22 protein-coding genes are annotated in these 22384 nt (G+C 40.9%); 8 read left to right on the top strand and 14 right to left on the bottom strand.

Annotated features, from left to right (window positions below):
* Window positions 1–72: 72 nt before the first annotated feature.
* Both FHS59_RS07400 and FHS59_RS07395 read right to left on the bottom strand, forming a co-directional pair.
* Window positions 73–399: a hypothetical protein gene (locus FHS59_RS07400; protein WP_184494446.1), complete on the bottom strand. Its 327-nt coding sequence runs from the start codon at window positions 397–399 to the stop codon at window positions 73–75.
* Between the two features lie 63 nt (window positions 400–462).
* Window positions 463–1236: an AraC family transcriptional regulator gene (locus FHS59_RS07395; protein WP_184494445.1), complete on the bottom strand. Its 774-nt coding sequence runs from the start codon at window positions 1234–1236 to the stop codon at window positions 463–465.
* 184 nt (window positions 1237–1420) lie between these two features.
* Here FHS59_RS07395 and FHS59_RS23140 point away from each other — a divergent pair, with 184 nt between their 5' ends.
* Window positions 1421–1609, top strand: coding sequence for a hypothetical protein (locus FHS59_RS23140; protein WP_221444453.1), 189 nt, complete (start codon window positions 1421–1423; stop codon window positions 1607–1609).
* A gap of 18 nt (window positions 1610–1627) precedes the next feature.
* Here the strand turns inward: FHS59_RS23140 and FHS59_RS07390 are convergent, their stop codons facing one another.
* The 3 genes from FHS59_RS07390 to FHS59_RS07380 form a co-directional block, all read right to left on the bottom strand.
* On the bottom strand, window positions 1628–2278 hold the full coding sequence (locus tag FHS59_RS07390; protein WP_184494444.1) for a hypothetical protein: 651 nt from the start codon (window positions 2276–2278) through the stop codon (window positions 1628–1630).
* A 350-nt stretch (window positions 2279–2628) separates the two neighbouring features.
* Complete coding sequence (locus tag FHS59_RS07385; protein ID WP_184494443.1) at window positions 2629–5286, bottom strand: ABC transporter permease; 2658 nt, start codon at window positions 5284–5286, stop codon at window positions 2629–2631.
* Complete coding sequence (locus tag FHS59_RS07380; protein ID WP_184494442.1) at window positions 5253–5603, bottom strand: PadR family transcriptional regulator; 351 nt, start codon at window positions 5601–5603, stop codon at window positions 5253–5255. The genes FHS59_RS07385 and FHS59_RS07380 overlap by 34 nt, the downstream gene beginning before the upstream one ends.
* Before the next feature lie 527 nt (window positions 5604–6130).
* Here FHS59_RS07380 and FHS59_RS23600 point away from each other — a divergent pair.
* Window positions 6131–6298 (top strand): TrkA C-terminal domain-containing protein, encoded by a 168-nt coding sequence (locus FHS59_RS23600; RefSeq protein WP_184494526.1) that lies wholly within the window; start codon window positions 6131–6133, stop codon window positions 6296–6298.
* Window positions 6299–6410: 112 nt separating this feature from the next.
* On the opposite strand, the gene FHS59_RS07370 is transcribed toward FHS59_RS23600, so the two are convergent.
* From FHS59_RS07370 to FHS59_RS07345, 6 genes are all read right to left on the bottom strand, one after another.
* A complete protein-coding gene (locus tag FHS59_RS07370) occupies window positions 6411–7145 on the bottom strand; it encodes a YoaK family protein (protein WP_184494441.1) in 735 nt (244 codons plus the stop codon).
* 492 nt (window positions 7146–7637) lie between these two features.
* Window positions 7638–10088 carry an ABC transporter permease gene (locus tag FHS59_RS07365; RefSeq protein ID WP_184494440.1) on the bottom strand — a complete coding sequence of 817 codons (2451 nt, stop codon included), beginning with the start codon at window positions 10086–10088 and terminating at the stop codon, window positions 7638–7640.
* Window positions 10089–10651: 563 nt separating this feature from the next.
* Window positions 10652–12493 carry an ATP-binding protein gene (locus tag FHS59_RS07360; RefSeq protein ID WP_184494439.1) on the bottom strand — a complete coding sequence of 614 codons (1842 nt, stop codon included), beginning with the start codon at window positions 12491–12493 and terminating at the stop codon, window positions 10652–10654.
* 571 nt (window positions 12494–13064) lie between these two features.
* Complete coding sequence (locus FHS59_RS07355) at window positions 13065–13448, bottom strand: DoxX family protein (protein WP_184494437.1); 384 nt, start codon at window positions 13446–13448, stop codon at window positions 13065–13067.
* Window positions 13445–13909, bottom strand: a complete 465-nt coding sequence (locus FHS59_RS07350) for an SRPBCC domain-containing protein (RefSeq protein ID WP_184494435.1) — start codon at window positions 13907–13909, stop codon at window positions 13445–13447. Before FHS59_RS07350 ends, FHS59_RS07355 begins: the two co-directional genes overlap by 4 nt.
* A 7-nt stretch (window positions 13910–13916) precedes the next feature.
* Window positions 13917–14240, bottom strand: a complete 324-nt coding sequence (locus tag FHS59_RS07345; protein WP_184494433.1) for a metalloregulator ArsR/SmtB family transcription factor — start codon at window positions 14238–14240, stop codon at window positions 13917–13919.
* A 732-nt stretch (window positions 14241–14972) separates the two neighbouring features.
* On the opposite strand from FHS59_RS07345, the gene FHS59_RS07340 reads away from it, so the two are divergent.
* Window positions 14973–15251 (top strand): DUF3892 domain-containing protein, encoded by a 279-nt coding sequence (locus FHS59_RS07340; RefSeq protein WP_184494431.1) that lies wholly within the window; start codon window positions 14973–14975, stop codon window positions 15249–15251.
* A 43-nt stretch (window positions 15252–15294) separates the two neighbouring features.
* On the opposite strand, the gene FHS59_RS07335 is transcribed toward FHS59_RS07340, so the two are convergent.
* From FHS59_RS07335 to FHS59_RS07325, 3 genes are all read right to left on the bottom strand, one after another.
* Window positions 15295–15798 carry a hypothetical protein gene (locus tag FHS59_RS07335; RefSeq protein ID WP_184494429.1) on the bottom strand — a complete coding sequence of 168 codons (504 nt, stop codon included), beginning with the start codon at window positions 15796–15798 and terminating at the stop codon, window positions 15295–15297.
* Window positions 15799–15879: 81 nt separating this feature from the next.
* Window positions 15880–16059 carry a hypothetical protein gene (locus tag FHS59_RS07330; RefSeq protein ID WP_184494427.1) on the bottom strand — a complete coding sequence of 60 codons (180 nt, stop codon included), beginning with the start codon at window positions 16057–16059 and terminating at the stop codon, window positions 15880–15882.
* Between the two features lies 1 nt (window position 16060).
* Complete coding sequence (locus tag FHS59_RS07325) at window positions 16061–16219, bottom strand: hypothetical protein (RefSeq protein WP_184494425.1); 159 nt, start codon at window positions 16217–16219, stop codon at window positions 16061–16063.
* A 725-nt stretch (window positions 16220–16944) separates the two neighbouring features.
* Here FHS59_RS07325 and FHS59_RS07320 point away from each other — a divergent pair.
* The 5 genes from FHS59_RS07320 to FHS59_RS07300 are packed head-to-tail and all read left to right on the top strand — an operon-like array spanning window position 16945 to window position 22381.
* A complete protein-coding gene (locus FHS59_RS07320) occupies window positions 16945–17931 on the top strand; it encodes a glycosyltransferase family 2 protein (RefSeq protein ID WP_221444452.1) in 987 nt (328 codons plus the stop codon).
* Between the two features lie 9 nt (window positions 17932–17940).
* A complete protein-coding gene (locus FHS59_RS07315; RefSeq protein ID WP_184494423.1) occupies window positions 17941–19761 on the top strand; it encodes an ABC transporter ATP-binding protein in 1821 nt (606 codons plus the stop codon).
* Window positions 19754–20701: a glycosyltransferase family 2 protein gene (locus FHS59_RS07310; protein WP_184494422.1), complete on the top strand. Its 948-nt coding sequence runs from the start codon at window positions 19754–19756 to the stop codon at window positions 20699–20701. The genes FHS59_RS07315 and FHS59_RS07310 overlap by 8 nt, the downstream gene beginning before the upstream one ends.
* The gene (locus FHS59_RS07305; RefSeq protein WP_184494420.1) at window positions 20698–21672 is read left to right on the top strand and encodes a glycosyltransferase family 2 protein; all 975 of its coding nucleotides are present in this window, start codon (window positions 20698–20700) and stop codon (window positions 21670–21672) included. The genes FHS59_RS07310 and FHS59_RS07305 overlap by 4 nt, the downstream gene beginning before the upstream one ends.
* Window positions 21641–22381: a glycosyltransferase family 2 protein gene (locus FHS59_RS07300; protein ID WP_184494418.1), complete on the top strand. Its 741-nt coding sequence runs from the start codon at window positions 21641–21643 to the stop codon at window positions 22379–22381. Before FHS59_RS07305 ends, FHS59_RS07300 begins: the two co-directional genes overlap by 32 nt.
* The last annotated feature ends 3 nt before the right edge of the window (window positions 22382–22384 follow it).

The raw sequence follows: 22384 nt of genomic DNA, 5'->3' as shown, positions 1-22384 counted from the left end.
GGTCTCTTACACCTAAAATTGTCGCTGGGTCGCTGACAGGACTTCAATTATAATCCAAATCCTTCTTTTTTGCTATCTGACAAACCTAAGGTATTTGTCGGGTAAACCTGTATCATTATGAAGACTGCCTTCAAAATCAGTCAATTGACAAATGATGTTATAGAAGTCAAGGTAAGTAGCTGATTTATCGATTTCATTTTCTGCCCAAAGGTAAATGCTATCTATTTGAACTTCAGATCGATACTTGTAGAGTCCTGAATTTGCTTTAACCCGTATATTTTTAAAGACTTCCAGATCTTTTCTCATACGCTCCTTCGAAAAAGGATCATCTATGGATTGGGCAAAAAGGTAATTTGAAAGGGTGAAAAGGAAAGCTAAGCAGTAAATTATACGTTTCATTCGTATTAATTTTTCCCCAAATTTAAGACCCTGCCCAAGGATACACTTGTACAATATTGGCAATTATGAATCTTGAATAAGATTGGACTGGTAGTTTTTAGGGGATATGCCCACGTAGCTTTTAAATGTCCTGGAGAAGTGGGGCAAATCAGAAAAACCGTACCGATAAGCCAACTCTGTGAGCTCCAAATGTGGATGAATTAAATTTTTGCAAGAAAATATTTTCTTCATCAGAATATAGTTCATCGGCGTCATTCCCGTGGATGCTTTGAATTTTTTGACAAACCCATATTTGTTGATATTAGCCATTTTTGAGAGCTCATCCAGGCAAAATCTTTCTTCGATGTTTTTTTCTATATAGCTGTTGATTTCTTTAAAATCACGAATAAAATTCCCGTCGTAAACCTGTTCATTTTCGCAGGAATAAAATTTTAATGCCCCAATTAACTTTTCAAGTAAAGACGCTATTGCTTTAGGGTTTCTACTGGCTAAAGCATCGATTAACTGCGCAAATTGCTGATTTACCCTTTCACTGGTCAGTTTCTTGTTTATAAATGTGATATTTCGCCCATTTAACACATATTTCATTAAGTCACTGGAAATATAAACAGTATCGAATTTCAGCTGGGAGTCTTTATCTATCAATGGGTTGGAATGTATTTCATAGGGATTGGCAATTGAAATACTGCCTTTTTCGCTATAGAGAGTTTGGCTTTCAAAATCAATTTGCTCAATTCCGCTATGGATCAGCGAAACACAAAATGTTTCATGAAAATGTTTCGGAAAATCCGTTGTTTGTTTATCTATACTGATATATTCCAGGTTATCGAACAACATGCTTGTTTATGATTTCCAGTTTTTTTACCAACGTTTATTCAGTTCATTCCAAGAGGTCTCAGGCTTAACCCCCCCATCGTTCATCTGTTTTGACTTCCAAAACATTGATTTCTATTGCCCTGTCTTAGCGAAATTAGTAATTTCATCAACTTAAAACTTATTCTTATACCAATTTAGAACCTTGATGAACAAACCGATTTTCAGCCACTGGATTTTCCCCGCATTTATTACAGGAATAGTACTGGGAGGATTTGGCTATTTATCAGTTGTAATTGGCTTGGAAGCTTATCAGCTTCCTATAGTCGGGTTATTCGCCATTCTCTTAGGCTATCTCTCTTTCAAAATAAGTCCCAAGAAAAATCACCGCTCATGAATTAATGCATGGCAGGCATTACTTTATTTCGAAACTCACCCCACCCTGCGTGTCATACTTTTGTTCTTTGCCAATCGAAAGCATCCATCGGTCATAGGTGGCCTTTGATAGCCACTGAACCTGGAAATTGTCAGCAAGGGATGGCTCTGAGGCTGCCTGTTTTGCCAGGTTATGTGCCTGTCGGTAAAGCGTACTGTCGCGGGCAGGATTATGATGCAGCACAAACGCGGCGTGAAAGCTGTCCATCCCTCCATCCTGTTTGTCATTTCTGATCAATTGGATCACCTGATTCAATCGCGTGCTGTCCCGCTCCTTCATGGTAGACCGGTAAGCACCCAGAAAAAACTTCAGGTTTTTGCGGTCACCCTGATCCATTTGATATGCATAGGCCAGTTCCTCAGAAGCATTCCCCGTGTGTATAACAGGTTCCTCAAGGGGTGCCATCAGGCTTATGATCAATCCGAAAAGAATCATACCAATAAGTGATAACGGAACATAGAACCATTTTCCGTGGATGGTTTTACGGAGTAACCTGACAATAGCTGCTATCAAAACATAGATCAGGATCAGACCTAACACAGCCAACAAGACAAAGGCGAAAAGCGGGTAGTGAAAGGAAAGGTATCCAACTACCACCAACCCGAGGATATAACTGATTACTTTAAACAAAACTGAAAAGGGTTTATGATTAGAAATTGATTGACTTAGCTATCAAAGTACTTTTCGAAAGCCAAAGAGGAACTACCAATTGATTTTATTTGAGATTGTTCTGCTCCCGGATACCAAAGGAAGAACTGTTGCCAGTAGGCTGTTCATGTGCGAACGGATGATGTACCTTCCCGAACAAGGGTTTGGGTTTTGAAGTACAGCGTGAATTAGCCAAACCGTCACAATACGATCAAAGCAGCCGTCAAAACATAAATTCATGCCACCAAGCGATAGGTTTTGGTTCCCACTCCGGTTTCACAGCCTCTATCATTCAATTACAAAGCCAATCAACTATCCCATACTCGGGATGCTCATTCGGACCGGAGACTATTCGCAGGGTTTACACTGGCTGCACGGATAGTCTGATAACCAATAGTGACCGCAGCAATCACACAGGTGAATCCAAGTGTAAGAATATAAAGACCAAGCCCCTGTTGTATTTTGAACTCGAAATTCTCAAGCCAATTTTTCATCAGGAACCAACCGACCGGGGCGGCAACTATAAATGCAAGTAGAATCAGACGGGTGAATTCCCTGCCGAAAATCCAAATAATCTCAAGGGAGCTGCTCCCCATAACCTTCCGTATTCCTACCTCTTTGGTTTTCTGAACTACCATAAAGGAAACCAATCCATAAAGTCCCATGGCTCCTATCAGAATGGCTATCCCGGTAAACAGTTGAACAGCACTCAGCGTGGTCGCCTCATTTTGGTAAAACCGGGTAATGCGATCATCCAGGTATTCAAATTCAAAAGGTTGATTCGGGTAGTCTCTTTTCCAAACTTCCTCTATTTCAGCCAGGGTACTTTTGGAATCCTCCATGTTGAGTTTGATGGCATAAGACTCATAATACCCCAAGTCTGATGTCAGGAGAGTCGGACTGATTTGCTCGTGAAACGAATTGCCATGAAAATCTCTGACAACCCCCACAATTCTTCCTTTCATATTACCCCCGTTGGCCGTAATCTCCCTTCCCAAAGCTTCTTCGGGAGAAGGAACTCCAAGTCGATGAAGTAAAGCTTCATTTACAAGCATTTCACGGACAGAATCTGAATGGGTAAGATTTCTACCTGAAACCAAGGTCAATCCGAAAGTGGACAGGTAGTCTTCATCTACCATTTTCATGTTGGTCAGAAAATCCAACTCTTCTGTTTGATCCCCGAATTGAATATTGGTCATCCAGCCATTTTCCGAAGCAGGTGCATCATTGCACAAAGACACCTGCTCTACCCCTTTAATCCTTACCAATTCATTTTTTAAAGCAGTTTTATTCTGCCTGGAATCATCCCCCATGCTGACCATTACGATGGCATCCTTATCAAAGCCCAAAGGGGCATCCAGCACATAGTCCATTTGTCCCATGATTACCACAGCAGAAATAATCATCACCTGGGCGATCACAAACTGCCCGACGATCAAAGCCCTTCTGGTATTAAATCCACCAAGATTCTGTAAGGAGAACTTTCCCCTCAGGGCCGCCATAGGCTTAAACCGTCCCATAACAATGGCAGGATAGCTACCCGCCAAAATTGTGATCAACAAAAACAGCGTTCCTAAAAAATAAATAAAATACCTGTCTGAAAATACCCCAAGACCTATATTCAGGTTAAACCTGGCATTCGCCATCGGTATTACTAAATAAGCACCGATCAGGGCAACCAGTATTGCCAGCAGACTGATTTGTGCAGTCTCAAAAATAAACTGCCAAAACAGCTGACTGCTTCGTCCACCCATTACTTTTCTCACCCCAACCTCCTTGCTTCGATGCAGTGCTCTTGCTGTTGCCAGATTGACAAAATTCACACAAGCAGTAACCAACAGAAGAAGCCCGATCGCTGTCAGAATCCACAAGCTCGATCTTTCCATGGTTCCCCCATACATGCTGTTAAAATGAATGTCAGATAGCGGTTGAAGACTATAATAAGCCCTTGTATCTGAACTTCCTATTGGGTATTTCTCCGTATAGTCCGACAGGATATCTTCGACTTCCCTTGGTGAGACATGTGGTTGTAACACTAAATAACACTGCATTCCGGAAGAAATACCACCCCAAAAACCATCGTCCGAAAGCCAAGGCATGTAGGTTTTAAAACTGCTGAAGGAGACATAAATACCGGATTTGAATTGCGTGTTAGCAGGAATATCCTGAAGTACTCCGTCCACTGCCAGTTCATATTCCCCATCCAAAAGGATGGACTTCCCTATGGGATTCTCCTCACCAAAATATTTCTGTGCCAGTTCTTCGGTGAGTAACACCGTGTTGGGATTGGACAGGGCGGATTTGGCGCTCCCAGCTTTCAACGGAAAATTAAACACATCAAAGAAATCCGGTTCAGCAAAAACAACTCCCTCAGCCTCTTTGTAATGATGTGCACCGTTTGAATCGCTCACAGTAATCCGCACATTGGGCGCCGAGTATGTCCTGATTACTTTTTGGGCAAAGGATTCCCTTTCCTTAATAAGTACCGGCAAGGGTGTGGGAACACCGCCAGAATGTGAATTTGTAGTGCTTCGCAATTCTGTGACAACCCGGTAAATCTTGTCCTTATCGGTATGAAAATCGTCGTAAGAAAGGTGAAGCTTGATAAATCCAAAAATGAGGATGCAGATGACAAGACTGAGGGAAAGCCCGGCTATGGTAAGCAGACTGTATTGCTTATTTTTAAGCAGGTTTCTCCAACTGATTTTAAAATAATTTTTATACATACCGAAAAGAATAAAATGTTGAGGTTGAGTCCTTGGACGGATAATTCCTGGTCGGAACAGCAGCAGAACGTCCAGAATAAATTTCCAATCTGCCTTTCGCTTTCCCAGTTTTTTATAATTGGACTGGTAAACTTCCAGTAGATCTCCTTCTATGTAATCCAGCATTCTGGGATGGCAAAACCATTGAAAAAAAGCCAGGAAAGTTTTTGGAGGTGAAGGTCTGGATTCTTTCATAACTGATCCATAGCGTATGATGAATTCCATATAGACTGAGGAATGGCAGCCCAAAGCCCATCCCTGCTTTCTTTTGCCAATCGAAGAGCTTTCATGCCCAGTGCAGTGATCTCAAAATACCTTCTGGGACGACCTGCTCTTTCGAGCGTGGCTTCCCCGGAATAAGACTTCAGATACCCCTTTTCCTCCATCCTATTCAAGGCAGTATGCAATGCTCCCATACTTACTGATCTCTCCAATCTCGATTCAATTTCATCTTTGACGGCCACACTGTATGCCTTGTTGTTCAATATGCCCACCGTCAGCATTACAATTTCCTCGAACTCACCCAAATGATACTTTCTCATAGTTGAATAATATTATCTAAATGTAGGAATAATATTCGTGCCAACATTTATTGAGCTTATTTAAGCAGAATCAAGGCATATTACCGTTCCTAATCTGTACAAAAACGATCAAGAACGGTCGCGAACGGTCACTAAAAAAACCTGGCAAGATCGAATAAGAAATTCCTTTGGGAGACACTGTCTCAGTCCAAGGGGTATCTTTTACCCAAGGGTTCTGGATACTACTTGCCTATTCTACACTCAGACAAAACGGGTTCAAGCTTGGAGATTTTGCCTTTGCTCATCAGATTCATGATCTTCAGTTTCACGTTGACGAACCAGGTCTTAAAAGCTCTTTCTTGAAATATTGCCAACATTAAGCAATCAGCAGTAATATTTCAGATTATATTCTCAATCGTGCTTGCCTCGGTTGCTATCCAAGCCACCACCCTCCCATTGGCTGCAAAACTTTTGCATCTGTCTCTCCCGGCCTCTCTAAAGAAAAGATCGATGTTGGACTTAGAACTTTCCGATGACTTTAAAATACCATTCTGGAATTCCAGATACCGCAGAACAGCATCATTGAGGGTGACCAAATTCTGGAGCTAGGATTCCCGAGTTCCTGTTTGATCGTTTTGGTGAAAAGGAATGGCAAATTCATAACGCCCTATGGAGAAACTGAATTAAAGGCTGAAGATGATTTTGATGGAAAATGACAAGGAAGAGGAAATCAAGGCTCTGATGTTAGTATGACACCAGGTATTCAGCATATCAAACTACTCGGGATATAGAATGATCCTTTCCTACTGCTTCGTCCAGAGTTTTTTGTCAGCTTTTCAATCCTCCCAATTTAAATTTTCGTCTTAAGGTAATGAATCGAAATTTAGCATGATCATAAACCAGTCCAATGATCAAAATGGAAGAGGCAATGCACAATACCAACAGTCCAAACTTGGTGTAAAAAATACCGCCGCAAATGCCTCCCAGAAAAAAGAAGCCGATAATGGACAAACGTAACTTAATTGATTTTAGAAGTTGATGCCGTTGATCAATCCCCTTGTAAAAAAACAATTGAGACAATTCAATTCCTAAATCGGTAAAAAGACCTGTTAGATGGGTGGTTCTCACCGTATAGTTCGATATTTTCGTCACGAATGAATTTTGAAGTCCCATCGAAAAAAGTAGGCTGTAGGCAATAACATTTGGATCCAAACTCTCAGAAGATCCTAAAAACCCTATTAAAAACAAGATCAGCGCTTCTATCAGAGCAGGAAATGCGAAAGGAAATCCCAAGTCATTTCTGGAGAAAGTCTCAATCAATAAATTGGAAACAAAAGACCCCAATAAAAAGAAAAATATAAAAAGGAAATAGACCAATCCTGTCCAAAATTCCAGCTTAAAAACCTCATCAACAAAAAATGCAAAATGACCTGTCACATTGGTAGTCAGTCGTCCTATTGCCAGAAAACCTGAAACATTTACGACCCCTGCAACAAAAGACAGCAAAGTCGCAACCCTAAGGTTATGTCTAAATGTTCTCCCTTTTCCTTGATGTCTGAACATCTCTTAGCTCATTGTTTTCAAGTTTACTAAAGTCACAGAAAAGTCAAATGCTTCCTGTTCAACAGGTTTAAAACCCCACTGTGGCCGAATTTATGAATTTGCTCATTGGTTCGATTACATGTTCCAAACTTTATTCCTCAGAACTGATTTCCACAGCTCGGTATAGTCAAATTTCCTTTGGAAATAGGTGGATTTTGTTCCTGCATTCCTCGATGTTTCATTGCAATTACTGGTACCATCCAATCATCTTTTGGGATACCATTGGTTTTATGACCTTAAACTTACCTATTCCAAAAGACAGGCTGATCATTCTGGATAGGATGTTAAAGTAAAAATAAAGCCAGTATGGTCAATTATAACCAATTGGGACAATCATAAATACTAAATGGCATTTCTGAAGAATAGGATTATAAAATGCAGGAAAATACTTAGAGATTTAATCCTTAAAAGCTGTTTCAGACTTTGCTGACTAGAAACCCCATTTCATTCAAACTATTCATTCTTTAAGCTATCGACAGGGTTTAGCAGCGCTGTTTTTATGGATTGGAAACTTACTGTCGCAAAGGAAATCAAACAGGCAAGAAATCCTGCAAAAGCAAACACCCACCAGTGCAGCTCAATTTTATAGGCAAAATCCTGCAGCCATTTTTCGGTAAACCACCAGCCAAAAGGAGTGGCTACCAGAATTGCTATAAGCACCAGTTTCACAAAATCCTTGGACAACAAGGCTACAATACCTACTAAGCTTGCCCCCAATACTTTTCGGATCCCAATCTCCTTGGTCCGCTGAAAGGCGGTCAGGGAGGCCAGGCCGAATAAGCCCAGGCAACTGATCAAAATTGCAATACCGGTAGCCAGGTTGATCAGTTTTGCCATATTCCGCTCCTGTTCATACATGGACTGGATTGTCTCATCATAAAATTTCATAGCGTACGTTTCCGGAGGGTAAAAGGAGTACCATTTCTGCTCTACACTTGCCAGTGTTTTTTGCCATTGTGCCGGATCAACAGTATCCAGTTTGATATTGATTGTCCCAAAGTTCTCAGGCTGATACATCAATACAATAGGCTCAATTTTGGAATAAAAATCACGCGTATGAAAATCTTTGACCACCCCGACAATCGGTAAAAGCCCCTCACCTCTTTTACCGATTAACTTCCCGACGGCGTCCGCAGGATTTTGGAAGCCGTAATTCCTGGCTGCAGTTTCATTGATCACATATTCATTGACCTGCTGTGCATCCCGAAGATTACGGCCGGCAATCAATTCCATCCCGTAAAGGTGAATGTAAGTGGTATCCACCCATTTGATGGAAAGTTGTTGTTCAACCTTATCCGCAACAGAGTCCTTTTCAAATCTGAAGGGGCTGGAAGAATATCCTGCAGAGAGTGGTTCTCTTCCCATAGACACTTGCTGAATTCCATTTTCCTTTTTCAACTCTTCGGAAAAAGTTATTATTTTTTGATTCAGTGTGCTGTCCCGTTGGATTTTCCATGGGATTTGAACCAGGACTACTGCTTCCTTATCAAAGCCCATATCTTTCTTCAAGGTAAAAGACAATTGTTGCCCGATAAAAAGGGCACAAACAATAAATACCTGGGCAATGGTAAACTGGAATATGATCAGTCCTTTCCGTAGGGTCAACCTACTTTTTCCAAGGGATTGAAATGCAGAGCCTTTGATGATGCCGATCGGCTGCATCGTGGAAATCAACCAAGCGGGATAGGCACCGGAAAGAAAGGTAGTCAAACCCAGGATCAACAGGAAAAACAGCACGACCCCAAGGGTATTGGTATACTCAACCACCCCCTCTGGAATAAGACCTTCCAAAAGTGAAAAAGAGAGTTTGGTCATCACGAAAGCCACCAAAGCCGAGATCAGCACCGTGACAAAAGTCTCAGAGATCACCTGTCCGATCAAATGTGATTTACTCCCTCCCAAAGTTTTTCTGACCCCGATTTCTTTGGTGCGCTGCGGGATTTGGGCAGTGCTCAGGTTAATGTAGTTTATGTAAGCCAGTAGCAATAAGAAGCCGGCCACTCCAACCAGACTATAAAGCACAGGTTTGCTTGCCTTGCGCACTCCATATTCCTTCACATGGGTTGAGAAATGAGATTCCTCCATCGGTAAAAGCGAATACCATTTGCTAACGTTTAAAGGTTCATCTCGCCGAGAGTTGAATTCATTCCATTTTGCTTGGGAGAGTTCATTAATCTGTTCCAACACCTGGCCTACCTTGGCCTCTGGATGAAGCCGGAGGTATATTCTATCACTTCCATTGGTACTGGTCCAGGCATCCAAGGGGTACACCTGCGGGCGTAAATAGACAAATTCCTGATAATTGAATTCACTGGGCAAATCAAGATCTTTAACTACCCCTGAAACAGTCCTCTGTATCTCTCCATCATACACCAATACTTTTCCCAGCACATCTTCAACTTTCGTTTCCGGAAAATACAATGCTGCCCTGCTCTGAGTCAGCACTACATTTTCAGGATTTTCAAACGCAATGCTGTGATCTCCTGCTAACCAGGTATATGATTTCAGATTGAAATAAGAAGGTTGTACCGCTACAATTCCTTCCTGCTCTTCAAACACCAGAGCAGGCTGATCAGCCCTAGGTACTTCGAGTTGGTCAACCCATTGTCCATAAACAGGTACGACCAGCTCCACTCCAGGAACTTCATCCCTGATGCTCTGATAGATTGGGGAGGAAGCTCCGCCATAGATAGATTCTTCCGCATCATACACCGCATGTGTAACCAGTCTATAGACATCTCCCTGCTCTACCAGATCAGTATCATAGCTAAACTCAAAATCTACGATTCTATAAATAACCCAACTGGCAGATATCCCGATTGCCAGTCCCAGAATGTTGAGAAAAGTAAAAAGCCTATGTCTCCATAGGTAGCGAAAGGTTGTTTTAATGTAATTTGAAAGCATACAAAGCAGCGATAATAGATAAGTTTTGAGGTAGCATAACAATTTTAAAATTCAGTCATCACAGCGATACCCTAAATTAAGGATTGACTATTTCCATGCCATTGAAAAGCCTTCAAATTAGCCCATATAGCAACATTTGGCAAAAATATTCCTTCATCATTCGGACAAAAGTGTCCGCTATCGCGCAAAGGAAAAAAACAGGCAGAAAGGAGGCTTGTTTTAGTCGATCAAAACCTGCGTAAATAGTTTAAAATCCAAGCCTATATAATAAATAAAGGATGGATTAATCAGTAGATTTAGGCCGTGAGAATACTCTCTTTCATAATTCTGCCGGGCTGTTTTTGCCTGTATTATCTCGGATACCTGATCTATTTCTATGCGTATCAGCATAGCCTAAACAGAGATTGGGAAGAAAGTATCTGGAAGAAATGTATGATGATTCTGCCACTGAAATGATGGAAATCTCGCTTTCCCTCCCCTATATGCCAACCTGGAATCTTTTCATGTAACTAATCTAGCTATGGAAGTAGACGGAATCTGAAAGGGAACAGGAGCTATTTTTATCAGGTAAAGACCAATTCAAATCTTGTCCCCTCCCCTTTTGCGCTTTCCACTTTAATTTCTGCCCCGATACTATCCGCAAAGTCCTTTGTCAGCATCAATCCGATTCCACTTCCCTTTTCTCCCTTGGTCCCTTCTGTTGAAACTTTGCTTGCAAAAATATTTTTGATTTGAAAATAATCCATTCCTATCCCGCTATCCTGTACCAAAATAGAATCCTCGTCCAATGAAACTTTCACCTGCCCCCCTGCTTCTGTAAATTTAATGGCATTTGAAATCAGATTCCGCAGAATTAAAGTCAGTCGATCAGGATCTGAAAAGAAGGTTGTAGATTCTGGGACCAGATTTAAAAATTCAATCTCCTTTTGTTGGATTTGCAAGTGATAAATATTTCTTATCTCCTCAATGATTTGATAGACTGCAACCTGACTAAAATTGCTTTGATTTTCTTTCATCTGGGTTCTGGCCCAGGTCAGAATGTTATCCAGCAAAGTGGATGTATTAGAAGTCTCTTTTGAAATCACCGAAAGAATATAATCCATCTCCCCACTCTCCAGATCACCTGTTTTCCATAATTCCAGCGCACTTGTCAAGGAGGATAAAGGAGATTTCAGATCATGGGAAATAATCGAAAACAGCTTTTCCCTGAACCTGTTTGATTCTTCCAATTCCTCAGACTGAACCCTAATAATCTCATTGGTTTCAGATAATTTCATATTTGTCAGGGAAATTTTTCGATTGAGTTTCAATTGCCGAAAAAGTAATCCCAATAAAATTATAGCGACAAAGAACGAAACTATCAATAATTCCTTTTGATGTTTTATTTTCAAACTCGCCATTTCCTCCATTTTGGCCAGTTTTTGAAGTTCAAGTTCTTTTTTATCGCTGTCATACTTAGAAGAAAGTTCTTCCCTTATTTTTTCCCTGCTGTCTTGGAAAATGGTATCCGAATATTGATCTGTAATCAATAAATAGTCATAGGCATTTCTGAATTCCCCTAGTCCTGCATAAAGGGAACTGAGTTGATCCGCAGCAATGGAAATCTGGAAAGGAGAGCCGATATCATTGGCAAGCTGAAATGCCTCTTTGGAGTATTCTATGGCCTTTCTAAGCTCCCCTTGTCTTCTGCTGGAAGTCGAGAGCCTGTTTAAAGAAGAGAGAATTCCTTCACTGTTATTGTTTGCTCTACTTAACTCCAATGCACGGGAAATGAGTCTCGAAGAATGCTCCAAGTCACCCTTTTCTTCATATAAATCAGATAGCTGAATCAGAGTTTGTGTTTCTCCACCCTCATCTCCAAACTTGCTCTTATAAACCAATGACTTCTCCAGGTAATACATAGCTGAATCAAAATCTTCCTTTTGATTAAAGGATTTCCACACATCTCTATAATAGCTTCCTAAGTTATTATAAAGTAAGCCCATTGCCTTTTCATGATTCAAGGCTAAGGCAAATTCAAGAGAGATTTTATATTCCTCCACTGCACGAGATAAGTCTTTTAATCGGTAATAATTGTTTCCAATATTTAAATGGGACTCCATAATCCCTACCGAGTCAGCAAGGTTTTCCCGTATTCTCAAAGCCTGATAATGGGATTCAAGGGATTTTTCAAAGTCACTTTTAATCAAATAACAAACCCCGATCAAATTATGGGCAGAAGCTTGAAGTACTTGAATGTCCTCCCTTTGAGAAATTTCCAAGCTTTGCCTTGAAAGCAATAATGCGGTATCCTGATCTTTAGCATAATAGCTTTTTGCCAGATCGAGGAGCAATGCAGATTTTGTGGAATCTTGGCCAGCTTCCTTAATTTTCTGAATTAGGTTCAGAGTTGGATCTGAATCCACTTTTTGGACCTGGATTAAAAAAACGAGAAGAATTAGTGGTAATACTGACACTTAAACGAATAAGATTTGGACAACAAAGAAAATTACTTTCCAGAAATTATCAGTCTCTTATTTAACACTAACTTACCGCTTATAAAAATTCAACCATGAATCATTTATATTATCCTGACTTCCATATCTATACTGAAATTACAAGTCGTCTAATTTTGGATTTACGCAGTTACATTTCCTCGATCTGATATCAATAAGCACATTCCCCTTTACTTGTTTTTTTCTGGTTGGAAAAGTAGCCATAATTACACCTAAACACCTTGTTCATTTGGATCTAATCCAAAGGCCTTGAGATTCCAATTATTCCTGATCCATCAGATAAGAATCAGGAATTAGCTATCTAATAGAATTAAACTCTACTAAAGTATTTGAGAATAAAGGTTCAGATCAAAAATTTATCAATCCATTTAAAGTAAAGAAAATATAAGATAGCTCCATAGTGGAAAATAATTCTATCCTCGATCAATTTAACCCAATGAGAGCCTCAATCATGAACTAACAAAGCAGATTAGACACCTCATTAATTCCCATTATTTAGGATTTTCCTCCCACTTGGTCTGGAAAACCAGGAAACTACTGTCAGAACCAATAGCAGTACTGGGCCAAAATATTCCTCAGCAGAATCCCCAGCAGCCAGATGACTAAAAATTGCCCCTGTCATCAAAAAGAAAAATCCGGCATAAGCCCATTCTTTAATCAGGGGAAATCCAGGAATAAGTATAGCCAAAACCCCGAGTAATTTCCAACTACCTATTAAAGTCAAAAAGTAAGGGGAATAACCTAAAGCATGCATTTTCTGCACCTCTTCGTCCATGTGAATGAGTTGTACAATACCCGTTGACAACATTCCAAGGCTCAACCAGCAGGTCACAACCCAATAAATAATCCTAGTTTTCTTACTCATCTTTTTGAAATTGCTATTTCCTGAAGTCTGTTATGGGCTGCGTTTAATCCGGAGGCAAAAGGAAGCTTTAATTGGGCTGCTCTCTGGTTTTCTGTTTGGTAAATGATCTGAATGGTCAACTTGCTCCTTTCCATAGAAATTTTTTCAAAATCCAAAAACTCCAATTGGACACCAATTGACGTATTCTCCATTTCAAAAGTTCTGATGATTTTTTGATTTTCCACAACTCTGTGGATAGCTCCATTTGCTCGAAAGACCACATTCCCATTTTGTGATGTTTCAAACTGATAAAAACCAAGATTCTTATTCTCCAGGCGGATAACCTTTGTTCCCATCCACTGTTCAATCAACTCTGCCTCTGAATAAGCTTTAAACAGCAGTTCGACGGGTAGATCAAATTCTCGCGTAATAAAAATTTCCTGCTTCCCATCCTCTGCCTTTACCTGTGTTTTCAATTCCATTTCCCTGTTATTTTTTTGATTGATAAGATTTCATGACTTCCTCCAGCTTATTAAATCGATCGTCCCAGATTTTTCTGAACGGTTCAATAAACTGTGCTACTTCCTGCATTTTTATCGCATTGAGATGGTAATACACCTCCCTTCCTTTTTGCTCCTGTTTCAACAACTCGCACTCTGTCAGAATCTGCAAATGCTTGGAAACTGTCGGCCGGGCAGTATCAAAATTAGAGGCAATGATTCCTGCAGTCATTGATTGAGTGGTCAAAAGCAGTAAAATTGCCCTTCTGGTGGGATCTGCTATTGCCTGAAATACATCTCTTCTGATATTCATGGATTTATTAATTAATGGAGGTCTTCTGTAAAACCATATAACGTGTAGCTATTTGACTACAAATATATATGAAGTCAAATGACTACACAATAATTTTTAAAAAAAATAAGCTCCTGAAAAATTAAATCTCAATGAATCAGTGCTCCTTTCTCATCCTGAGTGATTAAAAAACATGATTATCCACAATGGAGCCAGAAGTCAAAGAAAGAGTTTAGAAAGTCACGGATAATGTCGTCCACCGGCCAGAGTCCACTGTCCACAGCAGGTTGAAATATACTTTAACCCTTTTTTTAGGGGCTGCCAGTAAGCAAGCGGAAATATATAAACTGGAATTATATTCTGGAAGATGTTAAAAACCTGGAAAAGAAAATTGACCTCAAAATAGACCGATTAATCGCTCAAAACCTGAACCCATTTCCATTTGAGCGCATCCAAAAAGGAAAAGAACTCCGGGCTCTATGTCGAGCTATCAAGAAAATGATTGCTGATCAACAGGAGGATGATGCCCGATACCTATTGGATATTTTAAAAGAAAAGGGAGGCCGGATTTCTTGGTAATAAGTCCTGAAAAAATCACCCAAAATCAATCTAATTCGATTAATTTCAGCGTTAAGAAATCAGAGGAGCTTAAAGTAAGAGCTTATCATATTTGTATTAGCTGAAAATCAAGCCAATTGAAATTTCCACTGGAAGATCCCATTGATCAGGGTTTCAGATCCCTTACAAATCGCCATGACAAGACTTAGAATACTCTGTTGTAAAAAATTTCAGGATAGCGAACAGAAAATTGAGATTACCCAAGTTGGAGGTGTCAATGCCCGGGGCGAGAAATGGGCTATTTCCACCAAAGATGCTGTCCATGGTATCCAAAACGGAGATTATGAATTTTATATTGTTCATGAATTCCAGGAACTGGAAGTTTTGGTATCTGAAGATCCGGAAAAACACCTCTTTGCAAGAGGCCTGGGTTACCTCCATAATCTATTGGAAGACCTACCAGATTGTCCTTAAAAAAACAAAGGTTTCGTCCCTTAAAGTCCCCATTCCCCTGTGGTCAATCACGATAAAAAACGTATTTTAAAGGACCTACACAATTACCAAAAGTATCATTACAGGGATATTCAAGGATGAACGTATTTTTCTTCCTGTCATATTTGAAAGATGCTTTAGAAACCGCAACTGATGGGTCAAAATTAGAAATCAGTGCCTCTTTGGGAACACATACCTCATCATCTAGAGGTTTTGTAAGGTCTGGTCCAAATGAGGTAGTCCAATGAATGGTCAGCTCTTCACCAACCCATTGATAATTCCCCTCTTTAAACGACATTAAGCATCTCTTATCGGGATCATTGAAGTTTCTGAAGGCCTCTAACTTTACCTTACCCTCTTGGCTAAAAGTCATCACTCTCCCACTTGATTCATCAGATCCTGAAAAAACATGCAAGTAAGAACCTTCTAAAACAGTAACAGGCCCTTCATCGGTTTTACAAGAGTATGTAAGCAGTAGGAAAACCCCCAAGAATAGGAATCTGATTCTAAGTAAAAATGCATTCTTCATATTATCACTTTATATTGATAACGAGCACAATTCCAAACATGCAACTGAAGTGATTAAAAAAAGGGGACATCTCCCTTTTCTTTAAAATAGATCTTTGTTAAGAATATAATCCACCGCCTGTTGGGCTTTTCCAACTGCTTCCACTACCAGCTGTTTATTGTTTTTAAGCTCTAGCAACCAGTTTTGGATGTAGGTGGCGGAATTATCCAACAAGGCATCATTGAGAATACCAGTGAGGTTGTTCAGGTATTTAGCTCCCATTTCAGCAATGGGCTCTTCTTTGCTGTATTCCCTGTTCCAGTTTCGCTATCATCAGATCGGTGAATTTCTTATAGGTATCCGCATTTCCTTTTCTTCTGGTCCAAACAGATTTATTGGCCTTTGATCCTAGCGTCCCCTTACTCCTTGCTGATTTTTTCACCCATGTTTTTATCGTCTTTTGTGTTTTAATGGAACAAATATTTATGAAGCAGTACCAGCCTGAGCAAGGCACTAAATGCAAGTGGAAACGGAATAAAATAGAAAGGGCAAGAGCTTTGGCTTTATACCGTAGTCTCTTGCCCTGTGTGACGGGGTCAGGCTATATTGGCGGAAAAAGGAATTGAAAAATCAACTCAAATAAATTCCCTTTCCTCACTAAAATATATACAAGTTATTCCATTGGAGACTTGATTTTTGATCTCAAGAATACTGGTAGAACATGGGTTTGAAGGATTTGAAGTAAAGCCTTTTCGGTCAGATGAATCAAAAAAAAGCAATACCTGTCATTATTATCTTAAGACAATTTGAATGGGTTCGCCATCCTCTTTGCCACTAAAATTTCCTTTATAATAAGATATGGTTTATGCCAATTTTTGAATGAGAAAGCCACTTAAACTCATCATCCCATTAATTGTACCTTTTCAACACCTTACCTGAAATTCACCAAAACCTCGACTTTTTTTCTCACAATAACTCCTCCCTATTCTCACTTAAAAATTAAGTTTTTAATTCAATTATAAATTATTATTTCAAGAATATTGAAATAACCTACAGATGCTTTTGTCTCTGAAAATTCTCCTCCTTCTTCCCCATTACCAGAAGAAATTTTCCTGTTGCGTTTTTTACCCAACAGCCGTTTTCCGTAAAAACTAAGCCACTATTATTTTGAACAAAACCATTTCTGTGGTTCTTCCCAATTACAATGGAAAGAACCTGCTGGAGGAATATTTACCATTTACTTTTCAATCATTAGTACAGAGTAATGCCTTATTTGAAGTAATCGTCGTAGACGACTGTTCAAGCGATGACTCTGTTGCTTTTTTGAAAAAGTTCTATCCCGAAATCAAGATCATCCAGAATGAGAAAAACAGGGGATTTTCATTCTCCTGCAACCGGGGTATCTATGAATCCAGATACGACCTAGTCCTTTTGTTGAATTCAGACATCAAGCTGTCAAGGGATTATTTGGAAGTCCTTCTCCCCTATTTTGAGGATCAGTCCACGTTTGGAGTCATGGGAAAAATGCTGGATCCTTCTGGAAAATCAATTGAAATAGCCGCAAAAATCCCCCGCTTTAACGGCTTTAAGCTCAAGACAGACAAACAGGCATTTCCAAAAGATCCATCATTTGGGAAAGTGGTCACCTCTTTTCTATCAGGTGGCAACTGCCTTTTGGACAGAAAAAAGTTAGTAGAACTGAAAGGTTTCGATGAAATCTATTCCCCATTCTACATGGAAGACCTCGACCTGAGCATCCGAGCCTGGAAACTGGGCTGGAAGTGTTATTATGAGCATCAGGCGGTCAGTTTTCATCTGGGTTCAGCGACCACCCGGACATTTTTTGGGAAACGCGAGATCAAGGAGATTTACTTCAGGAACAGGATGTTTTTCCATGCCATCCACCTCGATAGAAAAGATCTGAAAATATGGAAGTTCAAACTCCTCTTTCTTGAAGTGCTCCCCAAACTTCTGCTTGGACAGTTCTGGATACTCAACTCCTTCACCGCACTCCAGCGAAAACAATACCGCATAGATCATTCCCGAAGGAAAATCCGTCAGCTGATGATGAAGTACAAGGGTCGAAAAAGCATCGCCCAGATTACTTCTGAAATAAACACTTTCAATGCCGGCAAACAGTTGATCAGGCTTTAATCGATTGTCATGAAAACTTATTGGAGATTACTGCTTTTTGCGAGGCCCATCGGCAGGTTTGCCTTTCCCTATGTGCTGTTCACCATTCTTACCGTGGTATTCAACACCTTAAATCTGGCGCTTCTGGCTCCATTACTCAGCACCTTGTTTGAGGAAGGAGGTGTCCAGACATCCAAACCGGATTCCTGGTTTGAGATCATGGACCAGTTCAGTTATTATGTACAGCTTGTCAAATCAGAACAGGGGGCTTTTCAGGCATTGAAATGGGTCTGCCTGTTTATTTTCCTGTCAGTATTTTTAAGCAACACGTTCCGTTACATATCCCAGCGGATTATAGAAAACCTACGGATCCACACCCTGTTAAACCTGAGAAAATCCGTATTCAACCATGTCATGGACCTTCATGTCGGGTACTTCAACGAACAAAGAAAAGGAAACATCATTGCCAAAATCACTTCGGATGTTCAGGTGGTCCAGTACTCTGTCACCAGCACCCTTCAAGTGCTGTTCAAGGAACCGTTTCAATTATTGGCCTATTTGTTCATTCTGTTTGTCATCTCCTACAAACTCACCCTCTTTGCCATTCTGGTGATTCCTATATCCGCCTTTGTCATTGCCCGGATCGTCAAGCGCCTGAAGGCACAGGCGACCGAAGCCCAAGAGCGTTTCGGTATCATGGTCAGCTATTTGGACGAGGCCTTATCAGGGATCAAAATCATCAAGGCATTCAATGGTTCTGAACGGATCAAAAGCAGATTTCACGAAGAAAACCTGAGGTTTTCCGAACTGGGAAGAAAAATGTCCTACCGTCAGCAATTAGGCTCCCCTGTTTCTGAACTGTTGGGCGTGGTCATGGTGATCATCATTGTTTTATATGGCGGTGGACTTGTGATCAACAGCCAATCAGAATTAAGTGCCTCTGCATTTATTACTTATATCGCCATTTTCTCCCAGATCATGAGACCTGCCAAGGCGATAACAGAGTCCTTCAGTACCATTCATGCAGGGATCGCTGCCGGCGAAAGGGTCTTGGATTTACTTGATGAAAAGCCCAAAGTACAGGATACCCATAGTCCCTATACCCTGGAAGGTTTCCGAAAAGGAATCAAACTTGAAAAAGTAAGTTTTTCCTATGGCGACAACCAGATACTACATGACATCGACATGGTAATTCCAAGAGGATTTACGGTTGCGCTGGTGGGACCTTCCGGAGGAGGAAAGTCCACTTTGATGGATTTGATTCCCAGATTTATGGATCCCCAGAAAGGTAGGATACTTATTGATGGAACCGACTTAAAATATGTATCTGCTTCCTCCCTGAGAAGTCTGATCGGCATTGTCAATCAGGAGTCCATTCTCTTCCATGACACCATTGCCAACAATATCCGATTTGGGAAACCAGAAGCCAGTATGGAGGAAGTCATTCAGGCGGCAAAAATCGCCAATGCCAATGAATTCATTTTGAATACCCCACACGGTTATGAAACCAACACAGGAGACCGTGGGATTAAATTATCAGGGGGGCAGAAACAACGGATCTGCATTGCCAGGGCCATTTTGAAAAATCCTCCCATCCTGTTATTGGATGAGGCCACTTCTGCCCTGGACACCGAATCCGAATTCCTGGTTCAGGAAGCCCTTACTCGCCTGATGGAAAACAGGACCACACTGGTTATCGCGCACCGTCTAAGTACCATCAAAAATTCCGACCTGATCCTCGTCCTTGATCAAGGAAAGATCACCGAACATGGAACCCATTATGAGCTTTTACTTCAGGAAGGATTATACAGCAATTTGATTGACAGACAAAGTTTTGAGAGGCATGAATAACAAACCATTAATATCTATTGCACTGTGTACCTATAACGGGGAAGCCTACTTGAAGGAGCAATTGGAATCTCTGGTCAGCCAGACCTATCAACCTATAGAAATCAGAATCAGAGATGACCAATCCACAGATGGCACAGTGGAAATCATCAGAGAATTCCAGTCTCAATACCCTTATATCGGTCTGGAGGTAAACCCAATTAAACTGGGGCTTCAAAGGAACTTTGAACAGGTATTCCAAGACTGTACGGGTAACCTGATAGCCCCATGTGATCAGGATGATATCTGGCACCCGGAAAAAGTCCAGCTATTGGCAGAAGCATTAAAGGGACATCAGATCGTTTACCATGATTCTATTTTGATCGATGCAGATGGAAAGGATATGGGAATAAAAATGTCCGATAAATTCCGGTTGAAAAACTGGAACCGTCAAGAGCCTTTCTTATTGTTCAATTGTATTTCAGGACATAGCATGTTGTTCCAAAAATCCCTTTTGAAAGCAGCGATTCCGTTTCCTGATACCGGGTATTACGATCATTGGATAACCTATGTGGCCTTGGCTAAAGGTACTATCGGTTTCGTTCCAAGAGCGCTGGTCAATTACCGGCAGCATGCAGCCAACCAAACGGATTTGTTGGGAAAAAAGCAGGTATTATCAGGAATAGAAAGAGCCAAAAACAGGATTAAAAGAGAAAACAGCTGGCTTATGAGCTGTGAGCGTTACAACCAGCAACATGTCGGAAATCCTTTCATCCATCCATTTGCAGATTGGGCCCTAGCCCGGGAAAACTCTTTTTTCAGTTTTACCCTCGGCTGGCAAATTTTCAAACACCAAGAGCTTCTATTGGCAATCCTTCCTGGTTCTTTCTTCAAAAAAGTGGGCTTTGCCTTCCGCTATTCTTTTGGCTTAAAACTCAAGGCAGTTTATTATTCATTCCTATGAAAGTCTCCATTATTATTCCATGCTATAATTACAGCAGGTATCTGCACGAATGCTTTTCCAATTTACAAGCCATGACCTACCAGGACTGGGAAGCCATCGTCATAGACGACGGTTCCACCGACCAGACCATGGAAGTAGTCAGAAGTTGGCAGACCAAAGAACCAAGGATCCAGTATTTCTATCAGCAAAACCAAGGAGTTTCCAAGGCCAGGAACTATGGTCTGAGCAAGTCAAACGGAGACCTGATCCAGTTTTTGGATGCTGATGATCTTTTGAGCAAGGAAAAATTGGAAGTGCAGGTAGCCTACTTCAAAAAGTTTCAGGAGGCAGATTTAACCTACACAGAAAACTACTATTTCCAGGACGGGTTTTCCAAAACCAAATTTCCGGATCAGGAAATGTTGGGAAGGGAATGGATGATCCGCTTTTCAGGAGAAGGTGCTTTTGCCATGGAACAATTGATCCGAAATAATCTGGCAGTGGTCAGTAGCCCGATGATCCGAAAGGATTTGGCAAAAAAAGCCGGCAATTTCCCCGAATCCATCGCACATACCGAAGATTGGCAGTATTGGATGCAATGCGTTCTGGCGGGCGCAAGAATCCAGTTCATCCAGAATAAAAACGCCTATACACTTATCCGTGTCCACGGGAAAAGTGTCAGTCAGGCAACCCAGACTATGCGGTATGGAGAGCTAAACCTCAGAACCTGGCTTTCGGAGACCCTCTCTAAAAACATGCTTTTTTCCGAATCAGAAACAGCCCGGTTATCTGCCCTCAACGAAGATCGAAAAAAACAGCTTTTTAAATACATCATGTACCATGGCCCATTGACCAGCTTCGGCCATCTGAAAAAACTGGCAGGAATGTATGACTGGCCAACAGTCGTTTCCTTCTATTTCAAAGCAATCAATTTCAGGAGAAAAACCATCAATAAAACCCATGCAGGAAATAGACATCATCATTCTCTCTAATGCCCGAACCCAGGAACTCCGGGAAATCACTTGTCAGGCCATAGAAAGTCTTCTTGCTTCAGAAGACCCGGATAAAATCCGATTCCTGATCCAGGTTTATGAATCAGCGGATACCCATTCCTATGTATATCCCTATTGCAATACAAAATTTCCCAAGAGGCCATTCAATTACAACCGTTTCATGAACATGGGGATCCGGAGTGGAAAAGCTCCCTTTATCTGCCTTTGCAACAATGACCTGTTGTTTCAGCCTAATTGGGCCAGCAACTTATTGAAGGCATTTGAATGTTTCCCCGATATGAACAGCGCATCCCCCTACTGTCCCATGAATCACGAGGAACGTGGTGTACAGGCAAACTCAGGGGTTCATTGGGGTTACGAAGTGAGAAAACATATAGCAGGATGGTGCCTTTTCTTTAAGAGAAGCATGTTGGAAAGGACCGGGTTATTGGATGAACGTTTTAAGTTCTGGTATGCCGATAATGATTATGCCAAAACCCTGCAGGCCAAACAGGTTCTTCATGGGCTAGTTACCGATTCTCATGTGTACCATCTGGAAAGCCAGACTTTAAAGACCAAATCTGAAAGGGAACAATTGCTTTTGACCACCGAGGAGAGATATGTCTATGAATACAAGTGGGAAGGCAGAAGCTATTTTTCCTATTTAAATACCAAGCGCAAGAAATTTTTCAAAAACCTAAACTCCTGATCA

It is taken from the genome of Algoriphagus iocasae (assembly GCF_014206875.1).
GTDB classification, from domain to species: Bacteria; Bacteroidota; Bacteroidia; order Cytophagales; family Cyclobacteriaceae; genus Algoriphagus; species Algoriphagus iocasae.
The sequence above is the reverse complement of the archived record's forward strand: the minus strand, read 5'-3'. Positions and strand labels throughout refer to the sequence as shown.

Excerpts from the sequence above, each read along its gene's own strand:
- FHS59_RS07400 (WP_184494446.1), bottom strand. The coding sequence starts at position 399 with ATGAAACGTATAATTTACTGCTTAGCTTTCCTTTTCACCCTTTCAAAT.
- FHS59_RS07395 (WP_184494445.1), bottom strand. The coding sequence starts at position 1,236 with ATGTTGTTCGATAACCTGGAATATATCAGTATAGATAAACAAACAACG.
- FHS59_RS23140 (WP_221444453.1), top strand. The coding sequence starts at position 1,421 with ATGAACAAACCGATTTTCAGCCACTGGATTTTCCCCGCATTTATTACA.
- FHS59_RS07385 (WP_184494443.1), bottom strand. The coding sequence starts at position 5,286 with ATGGAATTCATCATACGCTATGGATCAGTTATGAAAGAATCCAGACCT.
- FHS59_RS07380 (WP_184494442.1), bottom strand. The coding sequence starts at position 5,603 with ATGAGAAAGTATCATTTGGGTGAGTTCGAGGAAATTGTAATGCTGACG.
- FHS59_RS07370 (WP_184494441.1), bottom strand. The coding sequence starts at position 7,145 with ATGTTCAGACATCAAGGAAAAGGGAGAACATTTAGACATAACCTTAGG.
- FHS59_RS07365 (WP_184494440.1), bottom strand. The coding sequence starts at position 10,088 with ATGCTTTCAAATTACATTAAAACAACCTTTCGCTACCTATGGAGACAT.
- FHS59_RS07355 (WP_184494437.1), bottom strand. The coding sequence starts at position 13,448 with ATGAGTAAGAAAACTAGGATTATTTATTGGGTTGTGACCTGCTGGTTG.
- FHS59_RS07350 (WP_184494435.1), bottom strand. The coding sequence starts at position 13,909 with ATGGAATTGAAAACACAGGTAAAGGCAGAGGATGGGAAGCAGGAAATT.
- FHS59_RS07345 (WP_184494433.1), bottom strand. The coding sequence starts at position 14,240 with ATGAATATCAGAAGAGATGTATTTCAGGCAATAGCAGATCCCACCAGA.
- FHS59_RS07340 (WP_184494431.1), top strand. The coding sequence starts at position 14,973 with ATGACAAGACTTAGAATACTCTGTTGTAAAAAATTTCAGGATAGCGAA.
- FHS59_RS07335 (WP_184494429.1), bottom strand. The coding sequence starts at position 15,798 with ATGAAGAATGCATTTTTACTTAGAATCAGATTCCTATTCTTGGGGGTT.
- FHS59_RS07330 (WP_184494427.1), bottom strand. The coding sequence starts at position 16,059 with ATGGGAGCTAAATACCTGAACAACCTCACTGGTATTCTCAATGATGCC.
- FHS59_RS07315 (WP_184494423.1), top strand. The coding sequence starts at position 17,941 with ATGAAAACTTATTGGAGATTACTGCTTTTTGCGAGGCCCATCGGCAGG.
- FHS59_RS07310 (WP_184494422.1), top strand. The coding sequence starts at position 19,754 with ATGAATAACAAACCATTAATATCTATTGCACTGTGTACCTATAACGGG.
- FHS59_RS07305 (WP_184494420.1), top strand. The coding sequence starts at position 20,698 with ATGAAAGTCTCCATTATTATTCCATGCTATAATTACAGCAGGTATCTG.
- FHS59_RS07300 (WP_184494418.1), top strand. The coding sequence starts at position 21,641 with ATGCAGGAAATAGACATCATCATTCTCTCTAATGCCCGAACCCAGGAA.